This window comes from Streptomyces sp. JNUCC 63 (assembly GCF_054366325.1).
Window position 1 is genome coordinate 6003502 of the sequence record NZ_CM135963.1, and the last position, 14041, is coordinate 6017542.

Below are 14041 nucleotides of genomic sequence, written 5' to 3' on the forward strand. Positions count from 1 at the left end.
GCGCCCGGAGCGGCCGGCAACCCGTACGCTCCGCAGACGCAGCACCCCCCGCAGAACCCCTACGGAGGCTGACGCGCGCCGAGGAGGCGCCCGGGTGGCTAGGCCACCGCGCTCAGCGTGTCCGCGAGGCGGCGGCGGGCCGCACGGGTGGCCGGGAGGGCGGCGAGAGCGGCGGCGCCCAGCACGGCGGCCGCCCCGAGCAGCAGCAGGAACAGCGGGGACGGCCCCTGGGCGATCCCCGCGCCGATGCCGCTCGATCTGCCCTGGGCGTCGATCAGCCAGTGCGCCAGCGGCAGCCCCAGGGCGGTGGCGACCAGCACGGCCGCCAGCGCCGACAGGGCGGTGGCCGTGACGGTGATCGCGGTGATCTGCCGGGGGGAGAGGCCGATGGCCTTCAGCGCCAGCAGGTCCCGTTCGCTCTCGCGGATCGTGCCGCCGATCGCCGTCAGCAGCTCGATGAGGCCGATGAGGCCCAGCACGCAGATCAGGCCGGCGACGACCGCACGCAGCGGGGACAGGCCGTCGGCCGGGTTGGTCACGGCGTGCACGTCCAGGTGTCCGTGCCCCGAGGTGAGCAGGGACCTCGCGACCGGGTCGCGGTCCGCGTCCGGGGACAGGCGGAGCTGGTACAGCGTGGCACGCAGGTCCGGGTCGTTCTCCCGGAGGGTGTCCAGGGAGGTGGAGATGACCCGGCCGGCGTTCTCCGGTTCTATGCTGCGGCCCACTATGTGCAGGATCTGCGGCTGGTCGCCCACCGTCATCCGGACCCAGTCGCCCACCCGCACGTCGAGCAGGTCCAGCAGGCCCTGACCGGCCACCGCCTCGTCGGGGCCGTCGGCGCGGCGGCCCTCGGCCAGGGCGTACGGGTAGGGGTCCTCGCGGGTGCCCAGGCCCCGCAGGGCGATCGTGGCCGTCTGGCCGGGGACGAGCGCGGCCACCTCCACCCCGGGGTAGACGGCGGCGACCCCCCGCTCGCGCGCCAGCAGCGCCCGCGTGTCCTCGTCGTTCAGGCCGCTGTCCGCGCGGACGGTCAACGCGGCCGGCAGCCCCAGCTCCTCCGGCCTGCTGTGGAAGCGGTCGATCGTCGTCCACGCGCTCATCGCCACCACGACCAGCAGCAGCGGCAGAGCCAGCCGTCCCACCGTGGCCAGGGTGCGCACACGGCGGGTGACCACCTTGTGCCAGCCCAGCACCAGTGCGGGCGGCAGCCCCAGCCCCAGTGCCCGGCGGGCCACCCCCATGAGCCGCCCGGCCGGCGGTGCCGCGGGCCGCGGCACCGGCACCGGCGGCACCCGCCCCGCCCGCCAGGCCGCCAGCCCCGTCACCGCGCCGATGAGCAGCACCGCGCCCACCGGCACCGCGAACAGCGTCACCGGGTGACCCGGCAGCCCCTGCCACACCCCGACCGCGTCGCCCAGCCGGCCCGGGATCCGCGCGCCCAGCGACTGGGTCAGCACCGCCGCGGCCACCGCGCCGAGCACGGCGTACGCCACATGCTGGAGGAGGAAGATCCGGACCACCTGGCCGGGCGCGAAACCGATCGCCTTCAGCACCGAGATGTCCCGCAGATGCCCCCGGATCCGGGTGCCGATCGCGCCGTGCACCGCCAGCCCGGCCGCGATCAGCGCGCCCAGGCCGAACAGGCCCAGCACCTGGCCGAGCAGCCGGTTGTCGCCCTGCGCCTCGGCCTGCGCCTGCTGCCAGTTGGACACCTCGCCGACCGCGCCCGCACCCAGCACGGTGACGGCGCGCTGGACGGCGTAGCCGGTGTCGTCGGGGTCGGTCAGCCGCAGCCCGATCACCCGGCCGCCGGGGTCGCGCACCGCGGACGGCTGCGCCCACACCAGCCCCGGCTGCTCACCCGGCCGGTAGCGCGGCTCCGCGCTGTCGGCGATGCCCACCACCGTCAGCGTGCGCGTGGTTCCGGGCAGCGTGAGGGTGTCCCCGGGCTCGGCCAGCAGTGCCCGGGCCAGCCGGCTCTCCAGGACCACGCCGTCCGGCTCCCCGGCGTCCAGCCAGTGGCCGGAGGTGAGCAGCGGCCGGCCCACGGTGGGCCGCGAGGGCGTACCGCGCAGCTCCACGGAGGCACGGGTGCCGCGGGAGGAGACGGTGGCGGACTCGGTGGGGTACGCGCTCGTGACCGACTCCACGCCGTCCAGCGAGGCGAGCCGGTCCGTGTCGGCGGACCTCGCCGTGTGCAGCCACACATGGGCCCCGTGGGACTGGGTGAAGACCCGCTGCCAGGGGTTGGTCGCATAGCCGAACAGCGCGGTGGCCAGCAGCAGCGAGGCGACGATGCCGGCCGTGGCCAGCACGATGAACAGCGCCTCCCCGCGATGCGCGCGCAGATCCGAGTGCGCCCAGCGCAACGTCGCCCGCACCGGTCTCAGCCCTTCAACCAGGTCAAGCGCGTCGAATGGTTGTACACCGCACTCAGTCCCTCAGCTCCAGCACACCCGAGATCCCCGGCCCCCGCGACGGCGTCGTCCCGTCCAGTTCCGCGTCGTCGACGATCCGGCCGTCGAAGAAGCTGATCACCCGGTCCGCGGCGCTCGCCAGCCGGGCGTCATGGGTGACCAGGACGATCGTCTGCCCGCGCCGGTGGAACCGGGACAGCAGCCGCATCACCTCGCGGGTGCCCTTGCTGTCGAGGCTGCCGGCCGGCTCGTCGGCCAGCAGCAGCGGCGGGTGGTTGACCAGGGCGCGGGCGAGCGCGACCCGCTGCTGCTCGCCGCCGGACAACTCGCCCGGCATGCTGCGCTCCTTGCCCTCGAGCCCCAGCTCGGCCAGCAGCGCCTCCCGCTCGGCGCGGGCCTGCTTCGGGGAGCGGCCGGCGAGCAGGGCGGGCAGCTCGACGTTGTCGGCGACGGACAGGTTGGAGACCAGGTTGAAGAACTGGAAGACGATGCCGATGCCGCTGCGGCGCTCCTCGGCCCAGCGGGCCTCGCCGTAGGAGTCGGTGCACCGGCCGTCCAGCCAGATGCTGCCCTCGTCCGGCCGCTGCAGCCCGCCGAGCAGGTGCAGCAGCGTGGACTTGCCGGCCCCGGAGGGACCGGTGACCGCCACGAACTCGCCACGCGCCACCGACAGGTCCACCCCGCGCACGGCACGCGCGGGCGCGCCCTCGCCGTGGTGCGTCTTGACGAGGCCCTCGGCCCGCAGCAGCACCGGAGTCCGGACGTCACTCACTCCAGCCCCTCCAGTTCCTCCTGGCACCGCTCCAGCCAGTCCAGGTCGGCCTGCAGGTGCAGCATGGCGCCCTCGATCAGCAGATGGGCGATTCTGTTGTCCCGGTCCTCGGCCGCCGCCAGCTTCGACAGGTTGCGCATGGTGTTGAGGTACTGGCGCCGCTGCTTGTTGATCAGGGCGATCTGGTCCGCGAGACCGGTCTGCGGGGCGAGGGCGAGCTTCATGAAGAACTCGTCCCGCACCCGCGGCTCGTCCTCGGGCTTCTGGAACCAGGCGCGCAGCGCCTCGCGCCCGGCGTCGGTGAGGCGGTAGATCTTCTTGTTGGGCCGGCTCGACTGCTCGACCTCCTCGCCCTCGATCAGTCCCGACTTCTCGAGGCGGCCGAGGGTCACGTAGATCTGGCCGACGTTCGGCTGAGGGTACGCGGAGCCCAGCAGTTGCTCAAGGTCCTGCTTCAGCTCGTAGCCGTGGGCGGGACCGCGCGCGAGGAGTGCCAGGAGGGGCAGGCGCACGCGTGCTCTCCTCCTAGGTCCTCGTCAGACGCGTCATGCGTCATGTGCTCCAGGCCCTAGTATCGCCCATACCTAACAGGTATACATGGCCTGACTCCCGGCGAAGATGCCCGGAGCCGGTGTGCAAGGAGGAACCTATGCGGTGGATGCGCGCCGCCGGTAGGGGCCTCCTCGTTCTGGTCGTGGTCGTGACCGGCTACGTCGCCTCCGGCGCCCGCGCCGACGAGGGGCGCGGCGGCGGCCGGGGACCGCTCACCCTGGCCACCGCCGGCGACCTCACCGGCTACCTCGGTCCGCTGCTGGAGGGCTGGAACCGCACCCACCCCGGCGAGAAGGTCACCCTGGTCGAGCTGCCGGACTCCGCCGACGAGACCCACGCGCAGATGACCACCGACCTGCGCGGCGGCAAGCGCAGCCGGTTCGACGTGCTCAACATCGACGTCAACTGGACCTCGGAGTTCGCCGCCGCCGGCTGGATCCGCCCGCTGCCCCGCGACCGCTTCCCGCTCCAGACCTTCCTGCCGCCGGTCGTCGACACGGCCACGTACGACGGACGTCTGTACGCGGTGCCGTACGTCACCAACGCCGGACTCCTGCTGTACCGCAAGGACGCTCTCGCCAAGGAGGACGTCCCGCCGCCGCGTACCTGGGCCGAGCTGGAGCACGCCGCGAGGACGATCGCGCCGAAATACGGACTGGGCGGCTACGCGGGCCAGTTCCTGCCGTACGAGGGGCTGACCGTCAACGCGGCCGAGGCCGTGTACTCGGCGGGCGGCACGATCCTCGGCGACGAGGGCGAGCGCGTCACCGTCAACTCGGGCGCCGCCCGCGAGGGCATCGGCTTCCTGGCGCGCGGCTTCGGCGAGGGCTGGATCCCGAAGGAGGCGCTGACGTACAAGGAGGAGGAGTCCAAGCAGGCCTTCCAGGACGGCCGGCTGCTCTTCCTGCGCAACTGGCCGTACGCCTACGCCGTCGCCTCCGCGCCGGGTTCCAAGGTCGCCGGGAAGATCGGCGCCGTACCGCTGCCCGGGCCCGAGGGGCCGGGGACCAGCGTCCTCGGCGGCTCCAACCTCGCCGTCGCCACCCACGCGCGGCACCCCGACTCCGCCGCGCGCCTGATCGCGTACCTCACCAGCGAGCGCGTCCAGCGCCAGGTGCTCACCAAGGGCGCGCTGCCGCCCGTGCGCGCCGCGCTGTACGAAGACCCCGCGCTGGTGCGGCAGTTCCCCTATCTGCCGACTCTGCGCGACGCCGTGCTGGCGGCCGCGCCGCGCCCCAAGAGCGCGCACTACGACCAGGTCAGCCTGGTGGTGCAGGCGGTCGTGCACGACACGCTGACCGGACAGCAGACGCCCGAGGCGGCCGTACGGCGGCTCGCCCGCGAGCTCGCGGCCATCTCCCACCGCTGAGCCTCAGCCTATCCCGTCGCCCTACTTACGTGTTAGGTAACGCGACCATCTCAACTCTCCACCGAATGCTCGGACATGTCCCGATTTGACAGGTCGACTTCCCGGTAGATGTCGCCGAGTTCATTGACATCCTCACATCGAGCCTACCTAACATGCATGCATAACTGCTGCTCTTCACAGGAACAGGTCAATGGGTTGAACAGGCATGGTTGGTGGCGCGACGCCGTGATCTACCAGGTGTACGTCCGCAGCTTCCTGGACAGCACCGGCGACGGCATCGGCGATCTGGCCGGTGTCCGCGCGGGGCTGCCGTATCTGAAGAAGCTCGGCGTCGACGGGATCTGGCTGAGCCCCTTCTACCCCTCCCCGCAGCACGACCACGGCTACGACGTCGCCGACTACTGCGACGTCGACCCGGTCTTCGGGGACCTCGACGAGTTCGACCAGCTGATGGCGGCCGCCCGCCGGCTCGGTGTCAAGGTGCTGCTGGACGTCGTCCCCAACCACTGCTCGCGCGAACACCCTTGGTTCCGCGAGGCGCTGGCCGCCGAACCCGGCAGCGCCGCCCGCGCCCGCTTCCACTTCGCCGACGGCCGCGGCCCGGACGGCGCCGAGCCGCCCAACAACTGGCACGCCATGTTCGGCGGCCCCGCCTGGACCCGGATCACCGAGGCGGACGGCAGCCCCGGCCAGTGGTACCTGCACATGTTCACGCCCGAACAGCCCGACTGGAACTGGCGCGACCCCGAGATCCCCGCCGAGTTCGACCGGGTGCTGCGCTTCTGGCTCGACCGGGGCGTCGACGGCTTCCGCATCGACGTCGCCGCCGGCCTCTACAAGAACGCCGCTCTGCCCGACTCCCCGGACCCCGAGATCGACGCCCGCACCCGCGACTCGGTCAACCCGCTCGCCTGGAACCAGCCCGAGGTGCACGACGTGTGGCGGCACTGGCGCGCGGTCTGCGAGGAGTACACCGCACGCGACGGCCGCGAACGCCTGCTGGTCGGCGAGGTGTCCGTGCCCAGCGCCCGCGAACACGCCAAGTACGTCCGCCCCGACGAGCTGCACCAGGCATTCTTCTTCGACCTGCTCGGCGCCCCCTGGGACGCCGACGCCTTCCGCAAGGTCATCTCCGAGGCCATGCAGGACATCGCCGGCACCGGCTCCACGGTCACCTGGGTCCTCAACAACCACGACCAGGTCCGCACCGTCACCCGCTACGGCGAACCCACCCCCGAGGCGAGCGGCCTCGGCGCCGCCCGCGCCCGCGCCGCCGCGCTGCTGATGCTGGCGCTGCCCGGAGCCGCGTACATCTACCAGGGCGAGGAACTGGGCCTGCCCGAGGTCGTCGACCTGCCCGACGACGTGCTCACCGACCCGATCTTCCACCGCACCGGAAGTCGCGCCCGCATCCGCGACGGCTGCCGGGTGCCGCTGCCCTGGTCGGGACAGGCCTCACCGTTCGGCTTCACCACCGGAGCGCAGAACGCCAAGCCCTGGCTGCCGCAGCCGGAGTACTTCGCCGAGTACGTCACCGAGCGGGCCCTCGCCGACACCCGCTCCTTCTGGCACCTGTACCGCGACGGTCTGCAACTGCGCGCCGCACTGCCCCAGTTGGGCGAGGGCACGCTGCGCTGGCTGGAGACCCCGCCGGGCGTCCTCGCCTTCGTCCGCGGCGACGGCCTGATCTGCGCCGTCAACTTCGGTACGGCCCCCACGCCCGCGCCCGTCCCCGGTATGCCGCTGCTGACCAGCGGCCCCTGCCCGCCCGGAGTGCTCGCCGGATCCACCACCGCCTGGTGGATCGCCGACGACACCCCCGAGCCCTGATTCCCCGTCAGCCCTGTTCCCGTCAGCCCTGTCAGAACCGTCAACTTCCCACCTCATGAAGGGACATCAACGATGATGCGACGACGTACCACCCTGCTCACCGGCTGCACCGCCCTCGTCCTGGCGCTCGGCGCGACCGCCTGCGGCAGCTCCGACCCCGTCTCCGCGGGCGGCGGCGACAAGTCGCTCAGCGGCCAGACGGTCACCGTGGCCGGCGTCTGGTCCGGCAGCGAGCAGAAGAACTTCCAGAAGGTGCTGGACGCGTTCACGGAGAAGACCGGCGCCAAGACGCAGTTCATGTCGACCGGCGACAACGTCTCCACCGTCGTCGGAAGCAAGATCGAGGGCGGCAACGCCCCCGACGTCGTGATGGTCCCGCAGGTCGGCGTGCTCCAGCAGTTCGCCAAGAAGGGCTGGCTCCAGCCGCTGTCCGACACCACCCAGAAGTCGGTGGACACCAACTTCGCGCCCGTGTGGAAGAAGTACGGCAGCGTCGACGACACCCTGTACGGCCTGTACTTCAAGGCCGCCCACAAGTCGACCGTCTGGTACAGCCCCGACGCCTTCGACCAGGCCGGGGTGAAGCCGCCCAAGACCTACGACGAGATGCTCAACACCGGACGCACCATCTCCGACTCCGGGCTCGCCGCCTTCGCGGTCGCCGGGCAGGACGGCTGGACCCTGACCGACTGGTTCGAGAACATCTACCTCTCCCAGGCCGGCCCCGAGAACTACGACGCCCTCGCCGCACACAAGCTGAAGTGGACCGACGGCAGCGTGGTCGACGCGCTCACCACGCTCGGCAAGCTGTTCAAGGACAAGCAGCTGATCGCGGGCGGCCAGAAGGGGGCCCTCAACACCGACTTCCCGGGCTCGGTGGAGAGGGTCTTCGGCCCCAAGCCCGAGGCCGGCATGGTCTACGAGGGCGACTTCGTCGCCGGTGTGGCCCACGACCAGTTCGGCAGGACCATCGGCAAGGACGCGAACTTCTTCCCGTTCCCGCCGGTCGGCAGCGGCAACGCGCCGGTCGTCAGCGGCGGCGACGCGGCGGTCGTCCTCAAGGACGGCAAGAACGCCAAGGCCGGCATGAAGCTCCTGGAGTTCCTGGCCACCCCGGAGGCCGCGGCCGTCTGGGCCAAGGCCGGCGGCTTCCTGTCCCCGAACAAGAACCTCGACCCCGCCTCCTACAACGACGACGTCACCCGCGCCACCGCCAAGTCCCTGGTCGAGGCCGGTGACTCGGACTCGGTCCGGTTCGACATGTCCGACCAGGCCCCGGCGGCCTTCGGCGGCACCAGCGGCGCCGGCGAGTGGAAGCTCCTGCAGGACTTCCTGCGCGACCCGTCGGACCCGAAGGGCACGGCGGCGAAGCTGGAGGCCGCGGCGGCCAAGGCGTACCAGAACCAGGGCTGACCCGACATGACCTCCATGCTCGCGAAGGAGAAGGGCGCGAGCCCCCCGCCGCCGCCCGTCCCGCTCGCCCAGCGCGCGCGGCGACTGCGGCGGCGGGGGCGGACCGTCGCCCTGCTGTTCGTCTTCCCCGCGCTGCTGCTGCTCGGCGCGCTGGTCGTCTACCCGGTGCTGTTCTCCGTCGGCCGGAGCCTCTTCGACGCCTCCGGCACCCGGTTCGTCGGCGCGGACAACTACACCGAGATGTTCCGCAACCCGGCGACGCTGAAGGCCATCCGGAACACCACGATCTGGGTGGTCGTTGCCCCGGTGCTGCTCACCGGGCTCGGACTGATCCTCGCCGTCCTGGTGGAGAAGGTCCGCTGGGCGACGGCGTTCAAGCTGCTGCTGTTCATGCCGATGGCCGTGTCCTTCCTGGCCGCCGGCATCATCTTCCGGCTCGCCTACGACGAGGACCCGGACAAGGGCGTGCTCAACGCCGCCGTGGTCTCCGTGCACGACGTCTTCAAGGACTCCTCGTCGTATCCGGCCGCCCGCGCCCGCGAGGGGCACGGGCTGACCAAGGGCGACGACGGCTCGTACGCCACCCGCGCCGGCCTGTCGCCGGGCGACACGGTGCACCTGCCGATGGTCGGCGTGCTGCCCAAGGACCTGCCGAGCGGCGCCGAACCGGCGTCCGCGGCGGCAGGCCGGAAGGCCGCGGCGGACGAACTGCGCGGTGTCGTCTACCTGGACTTCACCCCAGGCGGGGGCGGCACCCAGGGCAAGGTCGACAGCGGCGAGAGCGGACTGCCCGGCATGAAGGTCGAGGCCGTGCGCGACGGGCGGACCGTCGCGAGCACCACGACCGCCTCCGACGGCTCCTTCCACTTCACCGGCCTGAAGGCGGGGTCGTACGAGGTGAAGCTGCCCGAGTCCAACTTCGCCCCGCCCTACCAGGGCATCTCCTGGCTCGGGCCGACACTGGTCACCCCCATGATCATCGGGGCGTACCTGTGGATCTGGACCGGGTTCGCGATGGTGCTGATCGGGGCCGGACTGTCCGCGCTGCCGCGGGACGCGCTGGAGGCGGCGCGCATCGACGGAGCGAACGAGTGGCAGATCTTCCGCCGGATCACCGTGCCGCTGCTGGCCCCCGTCCTGACGGTCGTCTTCGTCACCCTCGTGATCAATGTGATGAAGGTCTTCGACCTCGTCTACATCATCGCGCCCGGCCCGGTGCAGGAGGACGCCACCGTGCTGGCGACCCAGATGTGGCTGGTGTCCTTCGGCGGCGGCAACAACCAGGGCCTCGGCAGCGCCCTCGGTGTGCTCCTGCTGCTCCTGGTGATCCCCGCGATGGTGTTCAACGTCCGCCGTTTCCGAAGGAGTCAGCGATGAACGCGGTCAGGCGGGGCCTGGGCAACTGGCTGGTCCAGGCGTTCCTCGTGGTGATCGGCCTGATCTGGCTGACCCCGCTCGCGGGGCTGTTCGTGTCGTCGTTGCGGTCGGCGGAGGACACCGCGAAGGGGGGCTGGTGGACGGCGCTCACCAGCCCGGCGCAGCTGTCGTTCGACAACTACTCGGCGCTGCTGAAGAACGCGGGCATGACGCAGGCGTTCTGGAACACCGTGCTCATCTCGGTGCCGACGACTGTTCTCGTCGTCGTCGTCGCGGCGCTTGCCGGGTATGCCTTCGCGTGGCTGGACTTTCCGGGGCGGGAGCCGCTGTTCCTGCTGGTGGTGGCGCTGTTGGTGGTGCCCGTGCAGATCGGACTGCTGCCGGTCGCCAAGCTCTTCGGGCAGCTGGGGCTGTTCGGGACGATTCCCGGTGTGGTCCTCTTCCACGTGGCCTACGGACTGCCGTTCGCTGTGTTCCTGCTGCGGAACTACTTCGCCGAGATGCCGAAGGAGATGCTGGAGGCGGCTCGGATGGACGGTGGCAACGAGTGGCGGATCTTCACTCGGCTGGTGCTGCCGGTGGGACGGCCGGCGATTGCCAGCCTTGCGATCTTCCAGTTCCTGTGGGTGTGGAACGACATGCTGGTGGCGTTGCTGTTCGCGGACACGTCGTCGCAGCCGCTGACGGTGGAACTGCAGTCGCAGATCCGGCAGTTCGGCAGCAATATCGATGTGCTGGCGCCGGGCGCGTTTCTGTCGCTGGTGGTGCCGGTTGTTGTGTTCTTCGCGTTCCAGCGGCACTTCGTGCAGGGGGTGATGGCGGGGTCGGTGAAGTGAGGGTGTGAGTGCGAGCGGTGGAGGCGGCGGCTTGGGTTTTTCACCCCCGCCGCCCCTACCCTTCCCGTCCCTGGGGGCTGCCGCCCCCAGCCCCCCGCTTCGGCCTTGACGGCCTCGTCCTCAAACTCCCCCAGGCTCTTCGAGCAGGGGGTACCCCCGGACGGGCTATTTTTTACGCCGACGCCGGCGGATACAGCGACCTCGGCAGTTGCGAGGCCGCCGGTGTGTCCAGGAGCCACAGGGTGCGGGTCCGGCCGTACGCGCCTGCTGCCGGGGCCTGGATCTCGCCCGCGCCCGACAGGGCCATGGCCACCGCGTTCGCCTTGTCCTCGCCCGCCGCCAGCAGCCAGACCTCGCGGGCCGAGCGGATGGCGGGGAGGGTGAGGGAGACGCGGGTGGGGGGCGGTTTCGGGGAGCCGTGGACGCCGATGACCGTGCGTTCCGTCTCCCGTACGCCGGGGTGTTCCGGGAAGAGGGACGCCACGTGCGTGTCCGGGCCCACGCCCAGCATCAGGACGTCGAACGTGGGGACCGCGCCGTGGTTCTCCGGGCCCGCCGCGCGGGCCAGTTCCTCGGCGTAGGCCTCCGCCGCCGCCTCGACGTCCGCGCCGTGGGGACCGTCCGACGCGGGCATGGCGTGCACGCGCTTGGGGTCCAGGGGCACGGAGTCCAGCAGGGCCTCGCGGGCCTGGGTGACATTGCGCTCCGGGTCGCCCTCCGGCAGGAACCGCTCGTCACCCCACCACAGGTCCAGGCGGCCCCAGTCGATCGCGTCCCGGGCGGGTGCGGCCGCCAGGGCGGCCAGTACGCCGTTGCCGTTGCGGCCACCGGTGAGGACCACGGACGCCGAGCCCGTAGAGGCCTGGACGTCCACGATCCGGGTGATCAGGCGGGCCGCGGCGGCCTGCGCCATCAGCTCCTTGTCCCGGTGGACGACCAACTGGGGAGTGCTCACTTCGTCGCCTCCTCCTTCGGCACGGGCACCGCGACCGGCTCCTTCGCGGGTGCCGGGGGAGCGTTCAGCTTCTCCACGCCGAACCTCAGCGCCGAGGCGTACGTGTCGTCCGGGTCCAGCCGGCGCAGCTCCTCGGTGATCAGCTCGGCCGTGTCGCGCCGCTTCAGCGCCACCGCGCGCTCCGGCTGCCCCTGGATGGACAGGGTCGCCAGGCGGCCGTCGGCCCGGTCCAGGGTGATCGGGCCGCAGGTGGTGTCCATGCGGACCGCGGTCAGTCCCGGCCCGGCGGACTGCGAGCGCTTCACCGGTACGTCCAGCCGGTCCGCGAGCCACATCGCCAGCAGCTCGCAGCTCGGGTTGAACTCCTCGCCCTCCACCTCCACGGCCCTGACCTCGCAGGTGACCTGGTCGAGGGCGGCGGCCAGCATCGAGCGCCAGGGCGTGATCCGGGTCCACGACAGGTCCGTGTCCCCCGGCGTGTACGCCTGGGCGCGCGCCGAGAGCTCCCGCACCGGCTGCTCGGAGGTGTAGGTGTCGGTGACCCGGCGCTGCGCCAGGGCGCCCAGCGGGTCCTTGGCCGGATCCAGTGGGGCGTTCACCGGCCACCACACGACGACCGGCGCGTCGGGGAGCAGCAGCGGCAGCACCACCGACTGGGCGTGGTCGGCGACCTCGCCGTACAGCCGCAGCACCACCGTCTCGCCGGTGCCCGCGTCCGCGCCCACCCGCACCTCGGCGTCCAGCCGCGAGGACGTGCGGTCACGCGGCGTGCGCGAGACCCGCCTGATGACCAGCAGGATGCGCGAGGGGTGCTCGCGCGAGGCGTCGTCGGCGGCCTTCAGCGCGTCGTAGGCGTTCTCCTCGTCGGTGACGATGACCAGGGTGAGCACCATGCCCACGGCCGGGGTGCCGATCGCCCGGCGACCCTGCACCAGCGCCTTGTTGATCTTGCTGGACGTGGTGTCGGTCAGGTCTATCTTCATGGCCTGCGCCAGCTCCGTCCGTCTCGTGCGAGCATCTCGTCCGCCTCGGCGGGCCCCCACGTGCCCGACGCGTACTGCGCGGGCCTGCCGTGCCTGTCCCAGTACTCCTCGATCGGGTCGAGGATCTTCCAGGACAGCTCGACCTCCTCGGTGCGCGGGAAGAGGTTGGAGTCGCCGAGCAGCACGTCCAGGATCAGCCGCTCGTACGCCTCCGGGCTGGACTCCGTGAAGGACTCGCCGTAGGCGAAGTCCATCGACACGTCCCGGATCTCCATCGACGTGCCCGGCACCTTGGAACCGAAGCGGACGGTGACGCCCTCGTCCGGCTGGACCCGGATGACGATGGCGTTCTGCCCGAGTTCCTCGGTGGCGGAGGTGTCGAAGGGGGAGTGCGGGGCCCGCTGGAAGACGACCGCGATCTCGGTGACCCGGCGGCCCAGCCGCTTGCCGGTGCGCAGATAGAAGGGGACGCCCGCCCAGCGGCGGTTGTCGATCCCCAGCTTGACGGCCGCGTAGGTGTCGGTCTTCGACTGCTTGTCGATGCCCTCTTCCTCGAGGTAGCCGATCACCTTCTCGCCGCCCTGCCAGCCGGCCACGTACTGCCCGCGCACCGTGGACCTGCCCAGGTCCTTCGGCAGCTTCACCGCGCCGAGCACCTTGGTCTTCTCCGCGGCCAGCGCGTCCGCGTCGAAGGAGGCGGGCTCCTCCATCGCGGTCAGCGCGAGCAGCTGCAGCAGGTGGTTCTGGATGACGTCCCGGGCGGCGCCGATGCCGTCGTAGTAGCCGGCCCGGCCGCCGATGCCGATGTCCTCGGCCATGGTGATCTGCACATGATCCACGAAGGACCGGTTCCAGATCGGCTCGAACATCGTGTTGGCGAAGCGCAGTGCCAGGATGTTCTGGACGGTCTCCTTGCCCAGGTAGTGGTCGATGCGGAAGACCTGGTCCGGGGCGAAGACCTCGTGCACGACCTTGTTGAGCTCCTCGGCCGACTTCAGGTCGTGGCCGAACGGCTTCTCGATGACCGCGCGCCGCCAGGAGCCGGACGTCTGGTCGGCCAGGCCGTGCTTCTTCAGCTGCTGGATGACGACGGGGAAGGACCTCGGCGGCACCGACAGGTAGAAGGCGAAGTTGCCGCCCGTGCCCTGCGCCTTGTCCAGCTCCTCGATCGTCCCGCGCAGCCGCTCGAACGCGTCGTCGTCGTCGAAGGTGCCCTGCACGAAGCGCATCCCCTGGATGAGCTGCTGCCAGACCTCCTCCCGGAACGGCGTGCGCGCGTGCTCCTTGACCGCGTCGTGCACCACCTGGGCGAAGTCCTCGTTCTCCCAGTCGCGGCGGGCGAAGCCGACCAGTGAGAAGCCCGGCGGCAGCAGACCCCGGTTCGCGAGGTCGTAGACGGCGGGCATCAGCTTCTTGCGGGACAGGTCGCCCGTGACGCCGAAGATGACCAGGCCCGACGGCCCCGCGATACGCGGGAGCCGTCGGTCGGCGGGGTCACGGAGCGGATTCGCTCCAGTGACGGGAAGGGGCGTCAAGG

At 71.4% G+C, this 14041-nt stretch carries 11 protein-coding genes; 5 read left to right on the plus strand and 6 right to left on the minus strand.

Annotated features, from left to right (window positions below):
- Window positions 1-98: 98 nt before the first annotated feature.
- From ACX25U_RS27575 to ACX25U_RS27585, 3 genes are read right to left on the minus strand one after another with little or no spacing between them, the layout of a single operon-like run.
- The gene (locus ACX25U_RS27575; RefSeq protein ID WP_454383880.1) at window positions 99-2381 is read right to left on the minus strand and encodes an FtsX-like permease family protein; all 2283 of its coding nucleotides are present in this window, start codon (window positions 2379-2381) and stop codon (window positions 99-101) included.
- A gap of 52 nt (window positions 2382-2433) precedes the next feature.
- Window positions 2434-3189 carry an ABC transporter ATP-binding protein gene (locus ACX25U_RS27580; RefSeq protein WP_454383881.1) on the minus strand — a complete coding sequence of 252 codons (756 nt, stop codon included), beginning with the start codon at window positions 3187-3189 and terminating at the stop codon, window positions 2434-2436.
- Window positions 3186-3701, minus strand: coding sequence for a PadR family transcriptional regulator (locus ACX25U_RS27585; RefSeq protein ID WP_454383882.1), 516 nt, complete (start codon window positions 3699-3701; stop codon window positions 3186-3188). Before ACX25U_RS27585 ends, ACX25U_RS27580 begins: the two co-directional genes overlap by 4 nt.
- A gap of 137 nt (window positions 3702-3838) precedes the next feature.
- Between ACX25U_RS27585 and ACX25U_RS27590 the strand changes: the two genes are divergently transcribed.
- The 5 genes from ACX25U_RS27590 (at window position 3839) to ACX25U_RS27610 (ending at window position 10566) form a co-directional block, all read left to right on the plus strand.
- Window positions 3839-5110 (plus strand): ABC transporter substrate-binding protein, encoded by a 1272-nt coding sequence (locus tag ACX25U_RS27590; protein ID WP_454383883.1) that lies wholly within the window; start codon window positions 3839-3841, stop codon window positions 5108-5110.
- 156 nt (window positions 5111-5266) lie between these two features.
- Window positions 5267-6940 carry a glycoside hydrolase family 13 protein gene (locus ACX25U_RS27595; RefSeq protein WP_454383884.1) on the plus strand — a complete coding sequence of 558 codons (1674 nt, stop codon included), beginning with the start codon at window positions 5267-5269 and terminating at the stop codon, window positions 6938-6940.
- Window positions 6941-7012: 72 nt separating this feature from the next.
- Window positions 7013-8353 (plus strand): ABC transporter substrate-binding protein, encoded by a 1341-nt coding sequence (locus tag ACX25U_RS27600; protein ID WP_454383885.1) that lies wholly within the window; start codon window positions 7013-7015, stop codon window positions 8351-8353.
- A 6-nt stretch (window positions 8354-8359) separates the two neighbouring features.
- Window positions 8360-9730, plus strand: a complete 1371-nt coding sequence (locus ACX25U_RS27605) for an ABC transporter permease subunit (RefSeq protein ID WP_454383886.1) — start codon at window positions 8360-8362, stop codon at window positions 9728-9730.
- Window positions 9727-10566, plus strand: coding sequence for a carbohydrate ABC transporter permease (locus ACX25U_RS27610; protein WP_454383887.1), 840 nt, complete (start codon window positions 9727-9729; stop codon window positions 10564-10566). Before ACX25U_RS27605 ends, ACX25U_RS27610 begins: the two co-directional genes overlap by 4 nt.
- 172 nt (window positions 10567-10738) lie before the next feature.
- Here the strand turns inward: ACX25U_RS27610 and pgl are convergent, their stop codons facing one another.
- From pgl to zwf, 3 genes are read right to left on the minus strand one after another with little or no spacing between them, the layout of a single operon-like run.
- Window positions 10739-11521, minus strand: a complete 783-nt coding sequence (gene pgl / locus ACX25U_RS27615) for a 6-phosphogluconolactonase (protein WP_454383888.1) — start codon at window positions 11519-11521, stop codon at window positions 10739-10741.
- The gene (gene opcA / locus ACX25U_RS27620; protein ID WP_454383889.1) at window positions 11518-12504 is read right to left on the minus strand and encodes a glucose-6-phosphate dehydrogenase assembly protein OpcA; all 987 of its coding nucleotides are present in this window, start codon (window positions 12502-12504) and stop codon (window positions 11518-11520) included. Before opcA ends, pgl begins: the two co-directional genes overlap by 4 nt.
- The gene (zwf, locus tag ACX25U_RS27625) at window positions 12501-14039 is read right to left on the minus strand and encodes a glucose-6-phosphate dehydrogenase (RefSeq protein ID WP_454383890.1); all 1539 of its coding nucleotides are present in this window, start codon (window positions 14037-14039) and stop codon (window positions 12501-12503) included. Before zwf ends, opcA begins: the two co-directional genes overlap by 4 nt.
- Window positions 14040-14041: the final 2 nt, after the last annotated feature.

Excerpts from the sequence above, each read along its gene's own strand:
- ACX25U_RS27590 (WP_454383883.1), top strand. The coding sequence starts at position 3,839 with ATGCGGTGGATGCGCGCCGCCGGTAGGGGCCTCCTCGTTCTGGTCGTG.
- ACX25U_RS27595 (WP_454383884.1), top strand. The coding sequence starts at position 5,267 with ATGCATAACTGCTGCTCTTCACAGGAACAGGTCAATGGGTTGAACAGG.
- ACX25U_RS27600 (WP_454383885.1), top strand. The coding sequence starts at position 7,013 with ATGATGCGACGACGTACCACCCTGCTCACCGGCTGCACCGCCCTCGTC.
- ACX25U_RS27605 (WP_454383886.1), top strand. The coding sequence starts at position 8,360 with ATGACCTCCATGCTCGCGAAGGAGAAGGGCGCGAGCCCCCCGCCGCCG.
- ACX25U_RS27610 (WP_454383887.1), top strand. The coding sequence starts at position 9,727 with ATGAACGCGGTCAGGCGGGGCCTGGGCAACTGGCTGGTCCAGGCGTTC.
- opcA (WP_454383889.1), bottom strand. The coding sequence starts at position 12,504 with ATGAAGATAGACCTGACCGACACCACGTCCAGCAAGATCAACAAGGCG.